The sequence below is a fragment of the Mycobacterium sp. GA-2829 genome, assembly GCF_001499965.1.
In the GTDB taxonomy this organism is placed as follows: domain Bacteria; phylum Actinomycetota; class Actinomycetes; order Mycobacteriales; family Mycobacteriaceae; genus Mycobacterium.
Genome location: NZ_LQIT01000034.1, coordinates 70,109 through 91,894 on the forward strand (window position 1 = coordinate 70,109; position 21,786 = coordinate 91,894).

18 protein-coding genes are annotated in these 21,786 nt (G+C 66.2%); 12 read left to right on the top strand and 6 right to left on the bottom strand.

Translation table 11 applies throughout. The annotated features are described in order from the left end of the window. Positions 1-2 precede the first annotated feature (2 nt). The 8 genes from AU194_RS19985 to AU194_RS31905 are packed head-to-tail and all read left to right on the top strand — an operon-like array spanning position 3 to position 9,362. Positions 3-1,976, top strand: coding sequence for a biotin carboxylase N-terminal domain-containing protein (locus AU194_RS19985; RefSeq protein WP_059090998.1), 1,974 nt, complete (start codon positions 3-5; stop codon positions 1,974-1,976). Further along, entirely contained in the window at positions 1,973-3,754 is a 1,782-nt protein-coding gene (locus tag AU194_RS19990; protein ID WP_059090999.1) for an acyclic terpene utilization AtuA family protein, read from the top strand. Before AU194_RS19985 ends, AU194_RS19990 begins: the two co-directional genes overlap by 4 nt. Position 3,755: 1 nt before the next feature. After that, complete coding sequence (locus AU194_RS19995) at positions 3,756-4,928, top strand: acyl-CoA dehydrogenase family protein (RefSeq protein ID WP_059091000.1); 1,173 nt, start codon at positions 3,756-3,758, stop codon at positions 4,926-4,928. A 1-nt stretch (position 4,929) separates the two neighbouring features. Further along, positions 4,930-5,820, top strand: a complete 891-nt coding sequence (locus AU194_RS20000) for an enoyl-CoA hydratase/isomerase family protein (protein ID WP_059091001.1) — start codon at positions 4,930-4,932, stop codon at positions 5,818-5,820. Continuing rightward, on the top strand, positions 5,817-6,593 hold the full coding sequence (locus AU194_RS20005) for an SDR family oxidoreductase (RefSeq protein WP_059091002.1): 777 nt from the start codon (positions 5,817-5,819) through the stop codon (positions 6,591-6,593). Before AU194_RS20000 ends, AU194_RS20005 begins: the two co-directional genes overlap by 4 nt. Before the next feature lie 32 nt (positions 6,594-6,625). Continuing rightward, on the top strand, positions 6,626-7,783 hold the full coding sequence (locus tag AU194_RS20010) for an acyl-CoA dehydrogenase family protein (protein WP_157576286.1): 1,158 nt from the start codon (positions 6,626-6,628) through the stop codon (positions 7,781-7,783). Between the two features lie 18 nt (positions 7,784-7,801). Beyond that, the gene (locus AU194_RS20015; RefSeq protein WP_059091003.1) at positions 7,802-8,635 is read left to right on the top strand and encodes an SDR family NAD(P)-dependent oxidoreductase; all 834 of its coding nucleotides are present in this window, start codon (positions 7,802-7,804) and stop codon (positions 8,633-8,635) included. A gap of 37 nt (positions 8,636-8,672) precedes the next feature. Next, complete coding sequence (locus AU194_RS31905) at positions 8,673-9,362, top strand: Crp/Fnr family transcriptional regulator (protein ID WP_059091004.1); 690 nt, start codon at positions 8,673-8,675, stop codon at positions 9,360-9,362. A gap of 11 nt (positions 9,363-9,373) precedes the next feature. Here the strand turns inward: AU194_RS31905 and AU194_RS20025 are convergent, their stop codons facing one another. The 4 genes from AU194_RS20025 to AU194_RS20040 form a co-directional block, all read right to left on the bottom strand. Next, on the bottom strand, positions 9,374-12,001 hold the full coding sequence (locus AU194_RS20025) for an NAD-dependent epimerase/dehydratase family protein (RefSeq protein ID WP_157576291.1): 2,628 nt from the start codon (positions 11,999-12,001) through the stop codon (positions 9,374-9,376). Positions 12,002-12,046: 45 nt separating this feature from the next. Then, positions 12,047-13,051, bottom strand: a complete 1,005-nt coding sequence (locus AU194_RS20030) for a hypothetical protein (RefSeq protein WP_059091006.1) — start codon at positions 13,049-13,051, stop codon at positions 12,047-12,049. Positions 13,052-13,145: 94 nt separating this feature from the next. Continuing rightward, on the bottom strand, positions 13,146-13,757 hold the full coding sequence (locus AU194_RS20035; protein ID WP_082698731.1) for a TetR/AcrR family transcriptional regulator: 612 nt from the start codon (positions 13,755-13,757) through the stop codon (positions 13,146-13,148). Positions 13,758-13,828: 71 nt separating this feature from the next. Then, a complete protein-coding gene (locus AU194_RS20040) occupies positions 13,829-14,818 on the bottom strand; it encodes an acyl-CoA dehydrogenase family protein (RefSeq protein WP_059091008.1) in 990 nt (329 codons plus the stop codon). Between the two features lie 18 nt (positions 14,819-14,836). On the opposite strand from AU194_RS20040, the gene AU194_RS20045 reads away from it, so the two are divergent. From AU194_RS20045 to AU194_RS20055, 3 genes are read left to right on the top strand one after another with little or no spacing between them, the layout of a single operon-like run. Continuing rightward, positions 14,837-16,120, top strand: coding sequence for an acyl-CoA dehydrogenase family protein (locus AU194_RS20045; protein ID WP_231743495.1), 1,284 nt, complete (start codon positions 14,837-14,839; stop codon positions 16,118-16,120). Further along, the gene (locus AU194_RS20050; RefSeq protein WP_059091009.1) at positions 16,121-17,173 is read left to right on the top strand and encodes an acyl-CoA dehydrogenase family protein; all 1,053 of its coding nucleotides are present in this window, start codon (positions 16,121-16,123) and stop codon (positions 17,171-17,173) included. It begins immediately after the preceding gene. Between the two features lie 58 nt (positions 17,174-17,231). Then, positions 17,232-17,789, top strand: coding sequence for a TetR-like C-terminal domain-containing protein (locus tag AU194_RS20055; protein WP_059091010.1), 558 nt, complete (start codon positions 17,232-17,234; stop codon positions 17,787-17,789). 6 nt (positions 17,790-17,795) lie between these two features. Here AU194_RS20055 and AU194_RS20060 read toward each other — a convergent pair whose 3' ends face one another. Next, positions 17,796-19,307: a class I adenylate-forming enzyme family protein gene (locus tag AU194_RS20060; protein WP_059091011.1), complete on the bottom strand. Its 1,512-nt coding sequence runs from the start codon at positions 19,305-19,307 to the stop codon at positions 17,796-17,798. A 129-nt stretch (positions 19,308-19,436) separates the two neighbouring features. On the opposite strand from AU194_RS20060, the gene AU194_RS20065 reads away from it, so the two are divergent. After that, entirely contained in the window at positions 19,437-20,369 is a 933-nt protein-coding gene (locus AU194_RS20065; RefSeq protein WP_082698732.1) for an alpha/beta fold hydrolase, read from the top strand. Position 20,370: 1 nt separating this feature from the next. On the opposite strand, the gene AU194_RS20070 is transcribed toward AU194_RS20065, so the two are convergent. Beyond that, a complete protein-coding gene (locus tag AU194_RS20070) occupies positions 20,371-21,756 on the bottom strand; it encodes a wax ester/triacylglycerol synthase domain-containing protein (RefSeq protein WP_197417681.1) in 1,386 nt (461 codons plus the stop codon). Between the last annotated feature and the right edge of the window lie 30 nt (positions 21,757-21,786).

Below are 21,786 nucleotides of genomic sequence, written 5' to 3' on the forward strand. Positions count from 1 at the left end.
CTGTGCATCGCCTGTTGATCGCCAATCGCGGTGAGGTCGCCAGCCGCATCGCACGTGCCGCACGCGCCCGCGGTGTCCGCACCATCGGGTTGTACTCAGATCCCGACGCCACACTGCCCTTTCTCGACGACGTCGACGAGGCGGTGGCACTGCCGGGCGAATCGGCCACCGACACCTACCTCAACATCAACCTCGTGCTGGACGCCGCGAGGCGGACGAACGCCGACGCGGTGCACCCCGGCTACGGGTTTCTCGCCGAGAGCGCCGAGTTCGCCGCGGCCGTCACGGCAGCAGGCTTGACGTTCGTCGGGCCACCGGCCGACTGCGTCGCCGCCATGGGTTCCAAGGTGCGCGCCAAGGAACTGGCCCGCAAGGCGTCGGTGCCCGTGCTGCCGGACGCGGTCATCACCGGCGACGCCGTCGACCTGGGAACGCTCGGCGACAGCGTCGGCTACCCGCTCCTGGTGAAGGCCAGCGCCGGCGGCGGCGGGCGAGGCATCCGGCTGGTCGAATCCGCCGACGATCTCGCCACCGCGGTCACCTCGGCGCAGCGAGAAGCGAGGGCCTCCTTCGGTGACGAGACCGTATTCCTCGAACGTTTCCTCGAGGGTCCGCGCCACATCGAGATCCAGGTCTTCGGCGACACCCACGGCAACGTCGTGCACCTCGGCGACCGCGAGTGCTCGGTGCAGCGTCGCCACCAGAAACTCCTCGAGGAATGTCCGGCCTCGCTGGTCGATTCCCAACTGCGGGCGGCGATGTCGTCCGCGGCGGTGAGGTTGGCCGAGGAGATCGGCTACGTCGGGGCCGGCACCTGTGAGTTCCTGGTTCAAGGCGACGAATTCTTCTTCCTCGAGATGAACACCCGCCTGCAGGTCGAACACACCGTCACCGAGGAGGTGAGCGGCCTCGACCTCGTCGCACTGCAACTCGACGTCGCCGACGGAGCGGCGCTGCCGTTCGGTCAGGCGGACGTCACCTTCACCGGCCATGCCATCCAAGCACGGGTGTGCGCCGAAAACCCATGCGCCGGATGGCTGCCCAGCACCGGCCATGTGCACCGTTACTGGCATCCGGACGACGATGGTGTCCGGTACGAGGACGGCATCGCCTCCGGAGTCACCGTGAGCCCGCACTACGACTCGATGATCACTAAGGTGATCGCGAAGGGCTCCACACGCACCCACGCGATCGCCGCGCTCAGCGGAGCGCTGTCGACCTTGGAGCTGCACGGCCCGGCCACCAATGTGACTGCCCTGCAAACGATCCTCGCGGACGCCGACTACCGCGACGGTGACGTGACGGTCAACTGGCTCGAGCAGCGGACAGACCTCGTCGCCGCTCCTGCGCTGTCCCCGCACGCGGTGGCCGCCGCCGTCGCCGCGGCGCTCGAGGCCGGACCGGACCGGTTCGCGCTGCCCGCGGCGTGGTCGAACATGCCCCGCCCACCTGCGCAGTGGAGCATCGCCGACGACCACGGCGGCACCCACGCGCTGTTCTACCAGCCCTCCGAGCACCCCGGCGGCCGGTTCGTCACCTTCCGACTGGACGACGAAGAGCACGCTGTGCGCCTGCTCGCGCGGTCCGGGAGCCGGTGGCGCATCGAGGTCGATGGGACGGCACAGGTCCTGCGGTTGGACGCCGACGGTGAGCTCGGCTCGGACGCCGCCGTCCGGGTCTGGGTCAACGGATCCGACGGGCAGACGGCCTTCACCATCGATTCTCGATTCACCGACTCGAGCATCGACAGCATCGTCGGCGGCCCCACGTCACCGATGCCCGGGACGGTGCAGTCCGTGCACGTCACCGTCGGACAAGAGGTCTCGGCCGGTGACCGGTTGGTGGTCGTGGAGGCGATGAAGATGGAGCACGTGATCCGCGCGTCCGCCGACGCCGTGGTGGCGCAGGTGCTCGTCGAGGCCGGCCAGGCCGTGACGGCCGGACGTGTCCTGGTGGAACTCGAGGACCGTTCATGACATCCCGTCCGGTTCGGGTCGCGAACTGTTCCGGCTTTTTCGGTGACCGCGTCGTCGCGGCCGCTCAGCTTCTCGACGCGGGGGAGCCACTCGACGTACTGACCGGAGACTGGCTCGCCGAGCTCACCATGTCGATCCTGGCCAAGAGCCGGTCACGCGGACGCGCCGGCTTCGCGGGCACCTTCGTCACGCAGATGGAACAGATCCTCGGCCGGTGCCACGAGCGCGGTGTGCGGATCGTCTCGAACGCCGGCGGCATCGACCCTCAGGGGTGCGCGGATGCCGTCCGCGACATCGCCGACCGCCTCGGTATCCCGATCACGGTGGCCGTGGTCGACGGCGACGACCTGACCGGCCGCATCGAGGAACTGCGCTCGGGCGGCGAGGCCTTCCGCCATCTCGACACCGACGAGCCGTGGACCGGTGCGGTCGATGACGTGGTGTCCGCGAACGCCTACCTCGGCGGGCACGCGATCACCGCGGGGCTGCGGGCGGGCGCCGACGTGGTGATCACCGGCCGCGTCGCGGACGCCGCGGTGGTCACCGGCGCCGCGGCCTGGTGGCACGGTTGGGGCGCCGACGACTTCGACGCCCTCGCGGGAGCCACCATCGCGGGACATGCCATCGAGTGCGGGACTCAGGTCACCGGTGGAAACCTCGCGTTCTTCACCGAGATCGCCGACCTGACCGAACCCGGCTTCCCCGTCGCCGAGATCGCCGAAGACGGCAGCAGCGTTATCACCAAGATGAGCTCCACCGGCGGTGCGGTGACGGTGGACACCGTCACCGCGCAGCTGCTCTACGAGATTTCCGGTCCTCGCTACCCCGTGCCGGACGTAGTCGCCCGGTTCGACACCGTCCACCTCAGCCAGGTGGGCCCTGACCGCGTTCAGATCTCGGGGGCCCGCGGCGAAGCCGCGCCCACGCACGCCAAGGCACTGCTCACCTTTCCCGGCGGCTTCCGCAACGCCATGACGCTGGCCATCACCGGCACCGACCGGCACGCCAAGGCCGACCTCGGGGAAAGAGCCGTATGGGCGCAGATCCGCGGAGGCCGTGAGCGTTTCGCCAAGTCGCACGTCGAGGTCGTCGGCGCCAGCCTGGACTCCAACGCGCCGAACGACCAGAGTTACCTGCGGATCTCGGTGTCCGACGCCGACTCCGCCGCGGTCGGTCGCGAGTTCTCCTCGGCGGTCGTGGCCACAGCTCTGGGGAGCTACCCGGGGCTGTATCTCACCACGCCGCCCACCCCGGCCAGCGAATATATGGTGGGATGGCCGACGCTGGTCGACGTCTCCTGGCTACAGCCCCGTGTCCGCCTCGGCGAGACCCTCCTCGACGTGCCGGCACCGAGCACCACGCAATCGCTGACCGTCGACCGACCGCGTGCCGCGGCGACGACGCACGGCCTCGCAGACACCCAGCTGACCGGCATCGAGGTCGGTCGCTACCTCGGCGCCCGCTCCGGTGACAAGGGCGGCAACGCCAACCTGGGCCTGTGGGTGCGCGACGAGCGGCACCTTCCGCTGCTCGACTACCTGACCGACCCTGCTCGGCTCCCGCAGATCTTCCCCGAGTTCAACGGACACGAGATCCGCGTGTACCCGCTGCCCAACCTCTTGGCGGTCAACGTCGTGGTCATCGGGCTGCTGGGCAACGGCGTCGCCGCGTCGCTCCGCGAAGACCCGCAAGCCAAGAGCCTCGGTGAACGCTTCCGCGCGGTCCGCGCGGAAGTCCCCGCCGCGCTGCTGCCCGAACTCATCGCCACGGAGGCCTGACATGCAATTCACCGGAGAACACGACATGTTCCGCGCCAGTGTGCGCGAGATGCTCGCCAAGACCGTCGAACCTCGCTACGAGGAGTGGGAGGAGCAGGGCCAGTTCCCCGGCCACGAGCTCTTTCCTGAGTTCGCGAAGCTCGGTCTGCTGGGATTGGAATACGACCCCACCTACGGCGGTGAAGGCGCAGACCACTGGTTCACCGTCATCGCCTGTGAAGAGTTCGGCCGGTTGCCGGGCAACGGCATCCCGATGGCCTACAACGTGCAAGCCAACATGGCGACCCCGTCTCTGCACGCCCACGGAAGTGACGAGCTCAAGCGGGAGTTCCTCGTGCCGGCCATCGCGGGTGAGCAGATCTGCTCGATAGCGGTCACCGAACCGGACGCCGGATCGGACGTCGCGGGGATCCGCACCAAGGCAGTTCGCGACGGGGACGACTGGCTGATCACCGGAGCGAAGACGTACATCACCAACGGAGTCCAGGGCGATTGGCTGTGTCTGCTGGTGCGCACCTCCGACGACGGCGGCTACCGCGGCATGAGTCAGGTGATCGTGCCGACGAAGAGCCCCGGTTTGACCGTCAGTCGCTCGCTGAAGAAGCTCGGCAACATCTGCTCGGACACCGCCGAGCTGACCTTCGACCGAGTCCGTGTGCCGGTGCGCTACACGATCGGTGAGATCGGCCGAGGCTTCCAACAGCAGATGGAGCAGTTCCAGACCGAACGCATCAGCGCGGTGTACCAGGCCGTCGGCCAGATGGAGACGGCCATCGAACGCACCGTCGGCTATCTCCAGGATCGCCCCGCCTTCGGCGGCAAGCTGATCGACAATCAGTACCTGCAGTACAACCTTGCCGAATTGGCGTGCGAAGTGGATGCCCTGAAACGGTACGCGCATTCGTGTGCCGAGCTCATCGTCGCGGGCGCCGACGTCACCCGCCGAACCAGCAGCGCGAAACTCCTCGCAGGCAAGTTGATTCGTCGGGTGGCCGACACCTGCCTGCAGTATCACGGTGGCATGGGATACATGGCCGAGACGTGGACGTCCCGCTTCTTCCGCGACTCCCGACTGCTATCGATCGGTGGCGGTGCGGACGAGGTGATGCTGCGGGTGCTCGCCCGCGATGTCACCGCCAAGACCTTCTTCACAGACCCCAAAGGAATGAGCTGACATGACCGCTGCCGAGACGACGACCTCACCACCCGAGCAGGGCGAGCGGGTGCTCCTCGAGAAGGACCACGACAGCCACATCGCCCGCATCACCATCTCGAATCCCGCCAAGAAAAACGCGATGGCGCCCGAGGACTGCGAGCTGATGGGCCGCTACCTCGACGACGTCGCCGAGGACGACGCCATCAAGGTAGTCATCGTCCGCGGCGAAGGTGGGGTTTTCACCACCGGTGTCGACCTGAACCGCGCCTATGGCTGGTACAGCACACCCGGCGACGACCGGCGCCCGAGTCAGCGCCGTCGGTTGACGGTGGACCGCAAGGGCCAGCGCATGTTCCACGAATTCATCGGGTTCCCGAAGGTCACTGTGGTCCAGCTCGAGTCGTTCGCCCTCGGCCTCGGCTTCGAGCTCGCGCTGTCCGCCGACCTGGTGGTCGCGTCCCGTCAGGCGAAGGTCGGGATGCCTGCGGCCCGCTTCCTGGGACCCGTCCTCGGCAATGTCGCGCTGTTCCTGCACCGGCTCGGGCCGGTCGTCATGCGGGATCTCATGCTGACTGGGCGAATGGCGGAAGCCGCAGAGTTCGAGTCAATGAAACTGTTCACCCGGTTCGTCGACGAAGCCGACGTCGCCGCCGAAACCGAGGCGTTGGCCGCACAGGTCGCGAAGATGCCCGCAGACGGCATCACCATCGCCAAGGAGGCCTACCGGCTGGTGGAGGCGAGCTCGGCGCTCGGGCTCGAGGAGACCACCGCATACCTGTTCCACAGCTACGGCACCAACCTGCGTTTCGAGCCGGACGAGTTCAACTTCGTCAAGGAGCGCAAGAAGAGCGGCACGAGCGAGGCTTTCAAGAAGCGTGACGAACACTTCGGAACGGGGTCGGCACAGTGAGCAATGAGACGTACACGCGCAGCATCCCCGACAAGGTGCTCGTGATCGGCGGCAGCCGGGGCATCGGCCGGTCGACGGTGGTCCAACTCACCGCCGCGGGCATCCGGTGCGCCATCGGCTACGTCGAGAATGACACCGCCGCCAAAGAGACCCAGGAGTTGGCGGCTGCCACCGGTGGGCCGGAGCCGACACTGGTGCGTGGCGACCTGGGCAAGGACGCGGCGGGTCTGGTCAACGCCGCCATCGATGCTCTCGGTGGGCTGGGAGGACTGGTCACCACGGCCGTGCCCATCGTCGCCGGCCGAACGCTGAAGGTGACCCGGGAAGAGTACGATCGCGTCTTCGATGTGCAGGTCTGGGGCCTGTGGGAGGCGATCCGCACCGCGCTGCCCGAACTCGAGAAGGTCGGCGGTTCGGTCGTCGCGGTCAGCAGCCTCGGCGCCAACCATTACGCCCGCTACTACGGCGCGATCGGGCCCGCGAAAGCCGCGATGGAGAACCTGGTGCGGTACTTCGGCGCCGAGCTCGGGCCGCGCGGTGTCCGCGTCAACGGCATCTCGCCCTCCCTCGTCGACAACCCGGGACACGGAGGCGAGGACCTCATCGCCGGCGTTGCCGACATGCAAGCCGCCGTGGCGCAGAAGACGCCGCTGCGCAGGCTTGGTCATCCCGATGAACTGGCTTCCGTCATCGTTTCGATGCTGTCGAGCGACTTCCGATTCGTCACCGGTCTGACCGTCCCGGTCGACGGTGGTTACAGCCTGCTCGCCTGACCGGCACGCAGACACGAAAGGTCCCTGCACACATGCGGTTTCGTCTTGACGAGGCAGAGAGCAAGCGGCGTGACGAACTGCGCGCCGGCATCGACGAGTTCAGCGCCGAGGACATGGCGGCGATGCGCGCGGAGATGGCGGAGCTGGAGAGCGACCGCCAAGCCCCAACTGTTTTCCATCCGTGGCTGGTCAAACAAGATGTCATCGGCCTCGGCTGGCCCGCGCCGTCGGGTCGCCCGGCTACACAGACGGAGCGATTCGTCGCCCATGAAGAGATGGACTCAGCGGGCCTGCCGACCTATGGCCTTGAACAGGCTGAGGCGGTGGGCTGGATGCTGGCCACCTTCGGGCCGCATGAGCTTGCGGCAGAACACCTTCCGCATATCTTGGATGCCACGTGGAGCTATGCCGGCGGCTACAGCGAACCCGAGGCCGGAAGTGACATGTTGGCCCTGCGGACGAAGGCCACCCGTGGCGACGACGGCGACTTCGTGGTCAACGGCCAGAAGATGTGGACCTCGGGTGCTCATCTGGCGGACTGGATCTTCACGTTGGTGCGCACCGACCCCGAAAGCACACGTCACCGCGGTCTGTCCTTAGTCATGGTCGATGCGACCGCTCCGGGTGTCACGATCCAACCCGTGCGGGTCATGGGCGGTTGGCGCGTCAACGCGTGCTTCTTCGACGATGTGAAGGTCCCCGCGCGCAACCTCATCGGTGAAGAGGGAAAGGCCTGGACGATGATGTCGCAGGCGCTCGACATGGAGCGCTCGATGAGCTTCGGCGGCCGCGAGGCTCGACTCCTTCTCGCCCGCTACCTCGACCGGATCGCAACCCGAGGCATCGAGCTCGACGACGCCGCCTACCGCCAACTGGGTGAGTTCATCATGGAGTTGCAGGCCGAACGACTGCTCGGCCAGCAGGTCGTAGCGCTCGGTGAGCGCGGCGAAGCCGCCAGTGGTGAGGCGTCGATGAGCAAGCTGCATGGGCCGGCGGTGGCTCAGCGCGTGGCACAGTGGCTCGTCGACCAATTGGGTGCCGACGCGTACACCTGTGGCAGCGGGGACACGCTTGCGGAGGATGCCGAGCATTTCCTCCGCGCGTCGACGGTGTTGTCGATCATCGGCGGCACCAGCGAGATCCAACGCAACATCATCGCTCAACGCGGACTCGGGTTGCCGCGCGGTTAACGGAGAAGGGCGTCGGTTGTGGATCTCGGTTTGAAAGACAAAGTCGCCCTGGTGCTGGGCGCCACCCAGGGTATGGGTCGAGCCACCGCGATGCGTCTAGCGGCCGAGGCCACTCATCTCGTCGTCTGCTCGCGCGGTCACGACACCGGTGACCGTGACTACGACTTCACAACGAAGCCGGAACTGGAGGCGGTGGCGGCCGATGCACGTGCTGCCGGTGCCGCGTCCGCGTTGGCCGTTCCGGCGGACCTGACCGAGCCCGGCCACGCCGAAAGACTGCTCTCCGCAGTGGGTTCCGAGCATGGCAGGCTGGACGTGCTCGTGAACACAGTGGGCCTGTGCGAGCTCGGTGAGTCGCCCGTGGAGCCGGACGAGCTGTGGGAACGGTCGTACCAGTCGGTCCTGATGACCTCGGTGCGCGCCTGCCGCGCGGCGATACCGCTGATGCTGGAGTCGGGGGGCGGTGCCGTCGTCACCACGTCCGCGATGTCGATGCGGCACTTCATCCCGCGTCTCGCGCATTACTCGGCGCAGAAGGCCGCGCTCGCTCACTTCACCAAGAATCTTGCACGCGAGTACGGTCCACAGGGCATCCGCGCGAACGCCGTCTTACCCGGCATGATTGTGAACGAGCAGATCGCCGAGAAGCGGCGACGGTGGATGGCCGAAACCGGCGGCTCGGAGGACGATTATTTCGCCGAGGCCAACGCCCGTTGGCACCGAGCCACCTGGGGCACTCGGCTAGGCGCTCCAGAGGACATCGCCGATGCAGTCGCGTTCCTGGTCTCTGAGCGTGCGAGCTACATCAACGGCGTGCTGCTCAACGTTGATGGCGGATCCGAGTATTTCTGACGGGGGCGCCGATTCCCCCTCAGATTCATCGGACGGTATGCCACTCCGCGGCCTCCGGCGACCGCCGAACATCCGCGACGACGATCTGAAATCGGCTGCTGGACTGCTCGATCTGCTGGTGCCTGAATCGTTCAGCCCCGATCAGCTGATCTTCGGCCAAGGCCTTCCGGGTGATCGCGTCCACATCATCGAATCCGGTGTCGTCAAAATCAGGCGCTCAGACCTGGGCGGACGCGACCGTCTCATCGCGCTTGCCGGGCCCGGCGACATCGTCGGTGAGTTGGCAGTTCTGGATCCGGGGCCGCGTACGAGTTCGGTCGTCGCCCTCGATTGGGTCGAGACCCGGTCGCTGGACCGGAGCGCACTACGCGAATGGATCGCGGGTGATCCTGCGGCCGGCTCGGTGTTGCTGCAACTACTCGCTCGACTGGTGAAGCGCCAACACGACAGGTTCGCCGAGCAGCGAAAGCATGACACCGAGACGCTGGTCGCCCGAGTGCTGGTGGATCTCAGTGAACGGCTGGCCGTCGTATCGGATGATGGATCAATCGCCACACCGCCTCTCACCGATGCTGAACTCGCCGACCTCGTGGGCACATCGCAGGACGAGGTCGCCACCGTCCTCCGCTCATTCGCGGACAAGGGGGTCATCGCCTTCGAGGGAGCCACCGTCGTGACATGTGACCGAGACGAGTTGCGCCGACATTCCGGGCTGGACCGTCCGTAACGTCCGCGACGTCAGCTCGGCCCGACGGGCGTGACCGTTCCGCGAGTGCCGTCGACTTCCACGATGGTGCCGTTCTCGAGATCGAGCGTCGCCCGGTTCGTCCCGACGACGCAGGGGACGCCGAATTCCCTTGCCACGATTGCGGCATGAGAATGCAGCCCTCCGATATCGGTCACCACCGCGGCGACGCACCCGAAGATCGGCGTCCAGCCCACGTCGGTGACATGGACCACCAGTACGACATCAGGGTCGACGTCGTCGATCTCAGTGCTGGAGTGAACGACCTGCACCGGTCCGCGGACGATACCGGGCGAGGCCCCGACGCCTTGGAGCGCACCGGCATTCGTGATGCTACCGGTGCCGGCGTTCAGCGGTTCCCAGCGCAGAGTAAACACGGGCGGAAGGTGCAGGGCAGACAGGCGCGAACGCTCGGCTCGCCGAGCCGGTATGCGCTCGGCGAACAACTCTGGCGCGGCGATCTCTTCGGGGGTCAGGTAGAAGACGTCTCCTACCTCGTCGAACACACCCGCGTCGACCTGCCGTCGCCCGACCTCGCGCAGCGCCACCCGCAGAAGGTGGGTGCTCCGCACGGCGACATCCTTCGACCGCTCACGCCTGCGCACCGCGGAGTTGAGCACTCCAACCGCGCGGCGTGAAACACCCGACAGCGGGATGTGTACGCCGGCTTCACGAGACGGGCCGTCAAGTGCTTTGCGCACCACCTCGAGCAGCTGAGCAGGCTGATCGCCGTACATCAGGTTCGCCAGTTCGGTCTCTCCCGGGCCACGGTGACCGGCGTCGTCGATCAACTTCCAGAATGCCTGGCCGAACATCGGGTCGACATCGTCGAGTTGCTTGAGCAGGTCTTCTCCGCGCTCATCGCGCAACAGCTTCTCCACAGATGGCTGCGCTCGCGCCATGTCAACGAGATGACGAACCCCTGACAGGAGGGAAGCGCTTGCAAGACCCTCGGTTCCACCCCGCATCGCACCGAGGTCGATTTTGGGCGCGACTTTTCGCACCAGTGTCTGTGCTGCCGATGCGACCAAATTGGTCGTGGTGCTATAGGCCCACGCATCCAGCGTCAGCTCACGAGCCGAATCGATCAGCGTCAGCAGCGCATTGCCGTCGAGGTCCCGCAGCTCATCGCTCGACAAGTTCATGGAGCGAACGCGGCTTTCGATATCGGTGACCCGGCGTCCGGTGCCGGCCATCCGCATGGCTGCGTTCGGGACGCTGAACGCGGAACGGACGGTCTCGACGACGGAGTGATGATCGTCGACACCGCCTGTCATACGGGGAATGCCGAGGATGTGCTCGTCGACCTCACGTGCGTTGGTTCCCGGCATGGCGGCGGCCATCGCGTGCACGACGGACAAGTTGGTGTAGAGGCGATGGCCGACGGAGGCGATGCTCAGCGTGCGCTGGGCGGCAACGATATCTTCGTCGCGCATACCCAGCACCTCGACCTGAATGGCTCCTGCGAGCCGGAGCGCGTCGCGGCCGACGCTGAGTGACATCGGCGTGAGGGTGCCGCCGAACGCCTCGCCGACGTTGGCCGTCGTGAGCGTCGGATAGCGGTCGTCGACGTAGTCGTCGAACTCGCCGCGCAACCCCGGCGGCGCGGGGTCGACGCGATGTTCATGGGGCGGAGAGTGATCGCGCGTCCAGCGGTGGTCCGGCGATGGGGTTCTCCATGGTGTCGGCACCTTGGCGGTGCCCAGGTAGGTGACTGCCCTGACACCGGCCCGCGCATCGGCCAGCGCCGACCGCGAGTCGTGCACCGGCGTGTATCCCCACTCGTTGACCAGTCGGTTCGTGTCGAGGGTGGGCATGTAGCGGAAACCGTCGAGATCGGCTGGGCTGAGTTCCAGGAGATCGGCGCGCCACGCGGCGCCGGCACCCGACTTGAGCGCCTTGAACGGCAGTCGGATGAGCGGTTTGCCGAGGATCTCGGCGATCTCGTCGATCGTGATGCCTGTATCGAGCGGCCCCACGTTGACGACGCCGGTTCGGTTGCCCAGTGCCGCTTCCGCGTGGAATCGCCCGACATCGTCGGTGTGCAGGAACTGCCAGGGCCGCATCTCCCCGGCGGGAGCGACCAGCATCGGATGGGCGAGGAACCGGAACTCGTAGTTGTCCATGTCCCGACCGGCAACGACGCACGTGCGCGTGATGACAGCGGGAACCCCGGACTCGTGGATCATCTCCTCGCACAACGCCTTGTGCTTGGCGTACAGCACGTCGGGGTGCGGCCGCAGAGGATGGTCTTCGGGAATCACCTCCGGATTGTCCGGCCACGGCCCGTAGGCCAATGTCGACGAGGTGAAGACGAGGTGGTTCGCACCTGTGGATTCCATGGCGCGCAGTACGTTCCGCGTCCCGCCGATGTTGATGTCCTCGACGCCCGTCGACGATCGAAGTGGGGCGAGCAGGAAGGCGAGGTGGACGACGGTGTCGCACCCCTGCATGGCACGCTCGACGGCCTCGGCATCGCGAATGTCACCGCTGATCGACGAAACCCCGGGGATGTCGACGGTTCGGCGCGCCAGCGCCACCACATCGGCGCCTCGACGCACCAAGTCCCGGCAGATCACGCGCCCGAAGACTCCGCTGGCTCCGGTGACGAGTACTCGCATGGTCACATCCTCTTGAGAGAGTTGAGTTCGAGCGGGTCAAGAGCGCTAGACGCGACTGGGGAAGACTTCCTGCCACGCCCAGTGCCGCTTGAGGGGTCGTGTCTCGCCGACGCGACGGATGACGCCCGTGTGACCGGACCAGCCGGGACGCGCGGCGGAGAAGTCCACCATCTTCCCGTTGGGGTCGGTGACGAACTCCCAGGGCTGGCCGTCACCGACGTCAAACGCGATGCGATCAACGAATTCCTCGTCACGCCAATCGATTTTGGCTTTCACCGACGGCGAGTTCACCAGCACGGAGTCCGCGGAAGACACGGCGACGAACCTGAACCGATCCTTGCCGATGCTCATGTGACCCCACTCGATGGAGCCGTCCTCGTACTCGTTCGCGAAGACGTTCCATCCGCCCTGCAGGCGCATCCAGATTGCACTGTTGTTCCAGCCCACGCCACACGGTAGGTAGCTGTGGTCCACAGCGAAGAACCCGGTGACGGGCTTTCCGAGCATCGTGCCCTCGGCGAGGTACGGCGTGGACGTGTAGAAGCACGCTCCCACTTCGCCCGGCACGCCGCCCTCCCCCGCTTCCGTACGCCACGGCACGTAAACCTGGAAGCCGGGCGCGGCAAGGGTGCCGCGGATGTCGAGTAGCGACTCCTCGGCACCTTGCTCGCGCCAGACGAAGTCTCGATCACCAAGGCGAACCTCAAAATTGGCGCCACGCGACGACCCGCCGACGAACGTCTCCCGTCCGTCGACGAGGCCGCGTTCGACCTTGCAGCCCTTCGCACCCTGCGCGCTCGCGGGATGCACACGCAGCCCGGTGTTGTCGGCGGCCATGATCGAGATATCACGGGTGGTGTACGTGATCGCCTTGCGAATGAAGGCGAACTCGTCGCCGTCCTCGGTGTGCATGATGCCGTAGAAATATGTGCCCTCCAGCGGCAATCCGAAATAGGACTGGTGCAGGAGGTGCTGGCTTGCTTCCGGGCGGAAGAATCCGACAAGCGGCTGGTGACCGAAATCTGCGCGGCGGGGGAAGCTCTTCATCATTGTCGACGTCCTCTCCAGGCGATTAAATGCACAAAATGCAGTTAATTGCCCGCACGCTACTCCCCCAATGTCAGTGCGAGCAAGAGCCAGCCAATCAGCTCGGCGGGCGCCTTCCCTCCAGTAGGAAGTCGACGAGCCGTTCTGCCTCAGACCGAGCGTTTCTGATCCGCTCCGGAAAAGCCATCTGGGTGTAGAGACCTTCGATCATCGTGGCGCCGGTGAGGCTGCGGAGAAACTCGGTCGACGCGACGTCGGCTCTCCACTCCCCACGTGCAACCCCCCGCGCGAGTACCTCTGTGGCGCTGCGTAATCGGACAGTGTTGATCTTCTCCCACTCGATCCGTAGGTCTTCGTCGTCCCGGCTGTCGAGCACGATCCGGACCGTCGCCAAACCCTGCACGCTCGAAAAACCCTCCAGCAGCTGCTGAGCCACCGAGACCAGCTGATCTCGCGCGCTGCCCACATCGGGGACGTCTAGACTCGCATCGAAGGTCCGCACCGCCGCCAAGAGCAGCGCCTCTTTCGTAGGCCAGCGTGAGTACACCGCCGGCCGGCTGCATCCAGCGGTCTTCGCGACCAGGTCAACGGTGAAACCGGCCCGACCGTGGGTCGCGTACACCTGCAGCGCAGCGCTCAGCACTCGGGCGTCCATGCCCACGTCCCGCGGTCGGCCCGGGCCGGTCCCGGCGATCCGACGCACGCTCATCCGCGCATTGTTCCACGCGAATCACCTACTCCGAAGTGTCGACCCCGGCCCCGCGCTGATGAGACGACCGCTCAATCACCTTCGCGGACCCACCGAGGGAGCGTGAAACCCCGGTCGAACTGCCACAGATCTTTCACCTTGTCGCGTTTCGACGGATCCGCCAGCGTTCGCGCAGTATCGGCCAGCCAGTGGGTCGGATCAGGCATCTCGGATGTCCACGAGCGGATCCTGCGGGAGTACAGCTGACAGTCGGCTTCTATCGTGAATCCGTAGCCACCGAGAGCCTGATGTATGGTGCTGGCCGCCTGCCGAGATGCGCTGCGCGCTTTGGCCGCCGCCATGACTGCCGCGGAAAGCGGTAGTACGCCATCGTTTTCGGCGAGATACGCGGCATGCCGGGTCAACAGGTCGGCAGCCTGCACTGCGGTCGCCGCCTCGGCTAGCGGGTGAGCCACTCCCTGGAAGCTCCCAACCGGCACCCCGAACTGCTTCCGGTCGGACACATATGCAACCCCGTACCGGATCAGCGCCTGGGCCGCACCGACCAAGCGCGCCGCCTCCAGAAGGAAGCCCCACGCGCGGAGGTCATCGGCGTCTCCATCGATCGGCTGCACCGTCGCCACCGAGACATCCACCAGGACCAACGGCTCGGATGCCGCGCTGATCCGAACCTCGGTGGGGGCGTCGACGATCCCGATCCCGCCATCAGTGGCGACCGCGACCCTCGGAACGCCGGCGGGTACCGTGGCGCGGTCCACGCCATTGGCGATCCCAGTTTCGCCGAGGACGATTCGGCACGGTGTCACGGACACGAACGGCACCGGCGTCAGATGGACGCCGAGGCTCACCGCGGCGCGCGTCACGAGAAGAGGTTCGGGCGGAAGATCCCAGAGACCGAGCTGCTCGAGCGCCTGCTGCAGCCGCCCGAGTCCGTCGGTGGACTCGGCGGCATGCCGTTCGTCGATGGAGCGCAGCACATCCGGCGCGGAGTACTTGACCAGGACCGCGTCCAGCGCTTCGGCGAGCTCATCGGCCTCCGCCGGCCAACGTTCATCGAACATCAGTGTCTCCGAGCCTTCGTGACCAATTACACCAACCAGGTTATACTATTCGGCGTGCCTCATGACACCACCGCGCCGACGCCGGCCGGTCTCGACGCACTCGACATCGATCTGTCCGACGACGATGCCGCGTTCGCCACGGAGTGGTCGAGCTGGCTGGACGACCATCTGCCCGCCGTTCACGCGAAGTACGCCGAAGCCCGCAGTGCGGCCGACAAGCACTCGCTTGCCCGGCAGTGGCAAGCCGAGATGGCCGAAGGGCGCTGGGCGGCGATCACCTGGCCGCCCGAATACGGCGGCCGCTCCGCGACAGCCCGGCAGCAGTTGCTGTTCTACCTCTCTTCCGCCGAGCGGCGCGTGCCACCGCTCGCCGGCCGCATCGGCCTGAATCTGTGTGGTCCGACGTTGATCGCACACGGCACTCCCGAACAGCAGCAACGCTTCCTGCCTCCGATGCTCGATGGCCGCGAAGTCTGGTGTCAAGGGTTTTCCGAGCCCGGCGCCGGTTCTGACCTCGCTTCGCTGCGGACCAGGGGCGTCGTCGACGGCCATGATCTCGTCATCACGGGGCAGAAAATCTGGACATCAGGTGCCCAGGTCGCGGACTGGATGTTCGCTCTGGTGCGCACGGACCCGGAGGCGCCGAAGCGGCGGGGCATCAGTTTCGTGCTGGTACCGGTCGACGCCGACGGTGTCGAGGTACGACCCATCCGGCAGATCTCCGGGGACGCCGAATTTAACGAAGTCTTCCTCGACGAGGTCCGAGTGCCGCTGAGCAACGTGGTCGGACAACTCAACGAGGGCTGGAACGTCACCCGGACCACCCTCGCCAACGAGCGGGCGATCCTGTTCATGGGCCAGCAGATGGCCTTGTCGGCGACCCTCCGCAAGGCCGTCGCGATGGCGAAGACGCCCGACCCCAACGGTGTTCGAGCCGCCGACGACCCGCATCTGCGCGACCGCATCGCGCAGGCTTGGATCGACGTGGAATTGGTGCGCCTGAACGGTATGCGTAACTTGGCGAAGGTGCTCTCCGGGAAGGAACCCGGTCCGGAGGGAGCCATGTCGAAGCTGTTCGGACAGCACGTCGAGCAGCATCTGCACGAGCTCGCCCTCGACCTCGGCGGTGAGTTCGGCATCCTCGATCGCGGCGCCGCCGACGCTCCGAACAAGGGCAAGTGGGCGCTGGGCTGGCTGCGGACGCGCGCCTCGACCATCGGCGGCGGTACCTCCGAGATCCAACGCAACGTGCTGGCCGAGCGCATACTCGGGCAGCCTCGAGACCCGTGGGCTGACGCATAGATGAAATTCGAATTCACTGAAGAACACGATGCGCTGCGCGCACTCCTCCTGGATCTCTGCGGCGACGAGACGACGGGCCGCGCGGTCTACGACTCGGACGACATCATCGACAGTCGACTGTGGGAGTCCTTGGGCCAGTTAGGATTACTGGGCGTCGGCGCACCGGAGGTATACGAGGGCGGCGGCGCGGGACCCGTCGAGCAGACCGTTATCGCCGAGGAACTGGGCCGCACTGTCGGCGCCGTGCCCTTCACTGAACACACTGCCGCTGCCAAGGTCGTCGCTGACTTCGGTTCCGAGGACCAACGCAAGCGGCTGCTCATCCCGCTGGCACGAGGGGAAGCCGTTGGCGGCATCGTGCTTGCCGAATCCGGCGGCGTCACCGCCCGACGCGACGGCTCACAGTGGCGACTCGAGGGTGCAGTACCGCTGGTGCCCAACGCCGCCGCGGCAACCCTGCTCGCCGTCGTCGTCCGAGTCGACGACCAGGCGCAGTGGTTCACCACCGAGGCCGCAGCCACCACGGCGCTGCCGACAGTGGACCGGTCGAGACCCGCCGCTGCGGTGGAATTCGCCGGATCGGAGGCAGCCCTGCTGCCCGGAACCGGTACGAGTACCCGTCCGCGCGACCTGCTGTTGACGTTGGCCGCGGCGGAGGCGGCCGGCGCCGCGTCATCCGCTCTTGATCGGACAGCCCGCTATGCGACCGAGCGGCACCAGTTCGGCCTGCCGATCGGCACTTTCCAAGCGGTCAAGCACCGACTCGCCGACATGCTGGTGCTCGTCGAGAACGCGCGGTCAGCCGTTTATGGCGCGGCCTGGGCGTTCGCAGAGGGCGGACGAACTGACCGTTCGGCGGCTCTGGCGCAGGCTGTCGCCACCCAGAATGCCGTCTCGGTGGTCAGTGACGCCATCCAGTTGCACGGCGGTATCGGCGTGACCTGGGAGTGTGACCTGCACCTCTATCTGCGGCGAGCCAAGGCGCTCGAGCTCACCTACGGGTCTCCGACCCGGCACCGGGCCCGCATCGCCGCGAGCCTGCTCGACAGCTGAGCCCTCGGCCTCGGTGCACGCAGTGAGAGCTGCGACGGGACGCCCGCGCGATCCCGAGATGGAGGACCGGATTCGGCAGGCCGCGTGCCGCCTGTACGGCCGCGTCGGCTGGGCGGGCTTCAACATCCAGGCGGTCGCGACCGAGGCACGCGTAGGGAAGTCGTCCATCTATCTGCGGTGGCCGGACCGGACCGCTTTACTGCTCGACACTCTCCAATTCCACCTCGATTTTCCCTACCACACCGACACCGGCAGCCTGCGTGGCGATTTGCTGGTACTGAGCCGCACCATCTTCGATCTCCTCGCCAGCGATGTTGGTGACGCACTCGTTCGACTGAGCGCCGAGGCCCGCTCGGTGTCCGAGTTGGCTCCTCGATGGTGGGATTTCACGGCCGCTCAGGTGGCCGTAATTCGCGCGATCGCACAGCGCGGGATCGACCGTGGGGACCTCCCGACCGACGCCGCCGTCCCCCTTATGCTCGACGCGCTTTTCGGCGGCCTCCTGATGCACCAGATCGCGGCCCCGTCGACCCACCTCGACAGGACGGGCTATGGGTCAGACAGTTACCCCGTGGCTCTCGTGGACATGGTGCTGGCTTCGGTCACCAGACGCTGAGTGGACTCACTGGGACTGCGAGGTCGACGAACGCTCGTTCAGTTCGCGGGCGAGCTCGCGACGCAACACCTTCCCGGTTGGCGACACTGGCAACTCGTCACGCAAGACGATTCGGTCAGGCGTCCGCGATCCGCGCAGCCGGGCCCGGACCCACTCCCGCAACTCGTCACCCGGCGGGTTGGTGTCGGGCTCCGGCACCACCACAGCCACGATGATCTGACCCCATTCCGGGTCGTCAGCACCCACCACAGCCACGTTACGTACCGACGGGTGCTCGACGAGCACGTCTTCCAGTTCCGCCGGCGCGATGTTCTCGCCGCCACGAATGATGGTGTCATCGCTTCGGCCGTGGATGAACAGGTAACCGGCGTCGTCCTGTGTTGCGAGATCGCGGGTCGGGAACCAACCCTCCGGGTCGAGCACCGAACCGATGCCGGTGTAGCGGCCCGAAATCTGAGGGCCGCGTAGGAACAGTTCACCGGTCACGCCGGCCGGCACGGGCTGACCGGAATCGTCGCGAATCTGAACCTCGATGCCAGGTACCGGTCGCCCCACCGATCCGAGCCGTCGTGCGGCATCGTCGGAGTGTGCATCCGCGATCGCGGCCCAGTGGTCGTCGGGGGTCAAGATCGCCACGGTCGAACTGGTCTCGGTGAGCCCGTAGGCGTTGACGAATCCGACATGCGGTAGCAGCGAGAGCGCCTTTCGTACCAGCGGAAGTGGCACCCGGGAACCACCGTAGGCCAGAGTTCGGAGCGAGGTCAGCTCTGTTGGGTGCGAGTCCAGCGCGGAGACGATCCGGTCCAGCATCGTCGGCACGACAGTCGCCGATGTCACGCGCTCCTGATCGACCAGGCGAATCCACTGCACAGGATCGAAATTCGGCAGGTACACGAGCCGACGCCCGGCATACAAGTTGGACAGCACCGCTCCGACTCCGGCGATGTGGTAAGGAGGCACGCATACGAGAGCCGCGTCCTCCGGTGTCGCCGAACCGAACTCGACCGTACCGGTCACGTAGCTGAAGAGATTGTCGTGCGACAACTCCACCGCTTTGGGACGGGCGGTGGTGCCCGAGGTGAAGAGGATTACCGCAACGTCGGACCCGTCTGGCGTTGCCGGTGAAGGCTCGCTCTCTGCGGCGCGGCGAAGGAACTCTTCACTGGTGAGCACGTCGACGCCGGCCGTCGGATCGACGGCATCCAGGTATGGCGCGTCAACGACCACCAGTGGCGACTGCAGTCGGGCGAGGAGCTCGTTGAGCGCTGTGCTGCTGAGCCGGTAGTTCAACGGACAGAACGGAACTGCGGCAGCCGCACTGCAGAACAGCAGGAGCGGGAGCATTGCGCCACCAACACCGATGTAGACCACGTGGCGGGCCCCGCTGCTTCGGACCGTTCCTCCACCGCCAGCGGCGAGCCGATGCAGATCGTCCACCGCCCATCTGACATCGGCGTCTACGACCGCCAAACGGTCCGCGTCACTGGAAGCCATTTCCATCAGAAGCGAGAGAGTCACCAGTGAGATTCCTTCTAGACGAAAACACTAACCTGGTTAAGCATAACAAGTTGGGGACGCGGGTATCCGAACACGTCCCAAGATCGAAACTGGGTGACACCATGAGATGCGCGACGAACGGAGAACGACATGAAGCGCCAGCCGAGACGGGTTCCGTCGCCGCGGATGAGTCACCACATCGTCGAACTCGACGACGGTCACCGTGTCGGTGTCATGGTCGGCGGGAGTGGGGTCCCCCTGGTTTTCCTTCACGGCATTGCGCTGAACACTCGCGTCTACATGCGCTTCCTGAGTCGACTGAGTGCGCACGGTTTCCGGGTGATAGCGATCGATGCGGCTGCGCACGGTCGTACCGCCCCACTGCCGGGAAAAAGCTTCAGCGCGAGTGTGGATCTCGTGGCACGCGCCATGGACGCTCTAGGAGTCCGGCGTGCGGTGGTGGTCGGCCACTCGATGGGCGGGCGCGCCACCATTGAACTGGCGGCGGCGTGTCCAGACAGGGTGGCCGCAGCAGTTCTGCTCGACGCTGCGGCCGGCGACGCTTTCGATGCGAGTGCCAAAAAGGCTTTCCAGTCGTTCATAACCCTGCCGGTCGGCGTGGTGGGCGGCCTGTACGACACCACCGTCGACTGGTGGCGATGCTCTGATTGGCGCGAACGGCGTCTCTACGGGATATCAATGGCAGCAGCTCTCGGACGATGGGGCCGACGGCCCCAGTCCTTGGCGGGCGTCATGCGAGCTATCGCCGGCTCCGCGCCGACACAAGAGCTGCTGCGTCAGGCGCGTACGAGCAATGTTCCGTTCATCGTCGTGCACGCGGAGAACGACCTAGTCGTCCCTCGACACAACGCCGAGGCAACGGCGCGGCATTCGAACGCCAAGCTCCACGTGGTCCCGCGCGCGTGCCACTCATGGATGATCGCGGATCCGCAACGGGGTGCAGATACGCTGGGCACGCTGCTCTCGCAGGAACTCCCAAAGAATCTCCGGCGTGACGCGGTCTCATTCCTGGCTCCCGACGCCTTGGTGACTTCGCTGGACGCTCCCGCCCGCGTCAGTTGACTCACTTCGCCAAGTCCAGGACTTCGTCGAATCCCCGCTCCATGCACTCGACGAAGACCTCACCGTCCGGTATGGCGCCGACGTTCGACTGCACAGCCACGTCGACGTTGGCGGCGTACGACACCAGGGTGAGATTCGTGGGCACTGCGCCAATGGGACCGTAGAGCAACAGTTTCGCGATTTCAGCTCCACAGATGCTGAGTGGCACCGGCGGTCCTGGCACGTTGCTGGTACCGAGGTCCAGACCGCGTGCCATGCCGGCCTTGTACACCGGTAGCACCAGCTGCGGCGGCATTCGCGTGAGGACATCCGCCAACGAGGTGAAAAGGTTCAGTCCGGGATCCCGGCGCGCGATGTCAGATCTGTCGTGGATCAGCTGAATCCGCCTCACAGGATCTGACTCCCCCGCAGGCACCGCGAGTTTCGTCACCACCCAACGGTTACCGGCCTCGCCTTCGGTCTTCTCATCGCGGATGTTTATCGGCATGATCATCGTCAGATCTCCGACGTCGACCCCATGACGCTCGTGATAGATCCGCATGCCGCCAGCGACCGCGGCCACGAAGGCGTCGTTGAGCTTGCCGCCTCCTACTCGGCCAGCAGCTTTGAGATCGGCCAGCGGTCGGCTGATGAGGTCACACCGCACACTCAGCGACCGATTGGTGGTCAGCGCGCTCCGTTGGGCCGAGCCGCCGGCCATCACCTGCCCGATGCTGCGGACGGCTCGCACCGCATTGACCGCCGATGTCGCGGGATGACCGGCCGCGGAAGCCACCCACCCCGCCGCAGCCCGAACAGTTCTTGCGCCGAACCGGAATTCGTTCTGCACTCCTTCGCGGGCGAGGTCCAAGGCGGTCGGTCGTTCCGGCAGTGGCGCGGCCGGTCCGGCGACGTCGTCTTCGGCCATCCCGTCGAACAGGGGAGCCAGCATTGCGATGCCACCGACGGCGTCAGTCAAGGTGTGACTGGCCTTGAACAGTAGGGCCGCGCCTCCGTCGGGTAACCCCTCGATGACCGTGATCTCCCACTGCGCACGGTGTTTGTCCAAATCTTGGACTTGTTGCACCTGCACATAGTCGAGGAGGTCGCGCAGCGAGGAGGCCGGTGGCAACGCCAGCCAACGCAGGTGGTAGTTCAAGTCGAAATCAGGATCCACGACGTAGCGGGGGGCCGAGATCCGCAGCGGTACCTCGACGACCTTCTGGCGGAATCTCGGTACGAAGCGCGTCAACAACTCGACACGTTGAGTGAGTTTTTTGCGGTCGGGGGGCGACTGGAGGAGGAAGAGACCGACCCCCGCCGTGCGCATGCTCGGGTCGGTTTCGAACGCGTGCATCAGAGCATCGGTGCCAGACATGAACCGGCCGTAGTTGAAGGGCTGAGCCACGCCGCCTCCCCTGTCCAGAGCATCACGCCC

Bases quoted from the DNA above. Each gene is read 5' to 3' on its own strand.
- AU194_RS20030 (WP_059091006.1), bottom strand. From the start codon at position 13,051: ATGATGAAGAGCTTCCCCCGCCGCGCAGATTTCGGTCACCAGCCGCTT.
- AU194_RS20035 (WP_082698731.1), bottom strand. From the start codon at position 13,757: ATGAGCGTGCGTCGGATCGCCGGGACCGGCCCGGGCCGACCGCGGGAC.
- AU194_RS20000 (WP_059091001.1), top strand. From the start codon at position 4,930: ATGACCGCTGCCGAGACGACGACCTCACCACCCGAGCAGGGCGAGCGG.
- AU194_RS20025 (WP_157576291.1), bottom strand. From the start codon at position 12,001: ATGCGAGTACTCGTCACCGGAGCCAGCGGAGTCTTCGGGCGCGTGATC.
- AU194_RS19990 (WP_059090999.1), top strand. From the start codon at position 1,973: ATGACATCCCGTCCGGTTCGGGTCGCGAACTGTTCCGGCTTTTTCGGT.
- AU194_RS20050 (WP_059091009.1), top strand. From the start codon at position 16,121: ATGAAATTCGAATTCACTGAAGAACACGATGCGCTGCGCGCACTCCTC.
- AU194_RS20040 (WP_059091008.1), bottom strand. From the start codon at position 14,818: ATGTTCGATGAACGTTGGCCGGCGGAGGCCGATGAGCTCGCCGAAGCG.
- AU194_RS31905 (WP_059091004.1), top strand. From the start codon at position 8,673: ATGCCACTCCGCGGCCTCCGGCGACCGCCGAACATCCGCGACGACGAT.
- AU194_RS19995 (WP_059091000.1), top strand. From the start codon at position 3,756: ATGCAATTCACCGGAGAACACGACATGTTCCGCGCCAGTGTGCGCGAG.
- AU194_RS20055 (WP_059091010.1), top strand. From the start codon at position 17,232: ATGGAGGACCGGATTCGGCAGGCCGCGTGCCGCCTGTACGGCCGCGTC.
- AU194_RS20065 (WP_082698732.1), top strand. From the start codon at position 19,437: ATGAAGCGCCAGCCGAGACGGGTTCCGTCGCCGCGGATGAGTCACCAC.
- AU194_RS20010 (WP_157576286.1), top strand. From the start codon at position 6,626: ATGCGGTTTCGTCTTGACGAGGCAGAGAGCAAGCGGCGTGACGAACTG.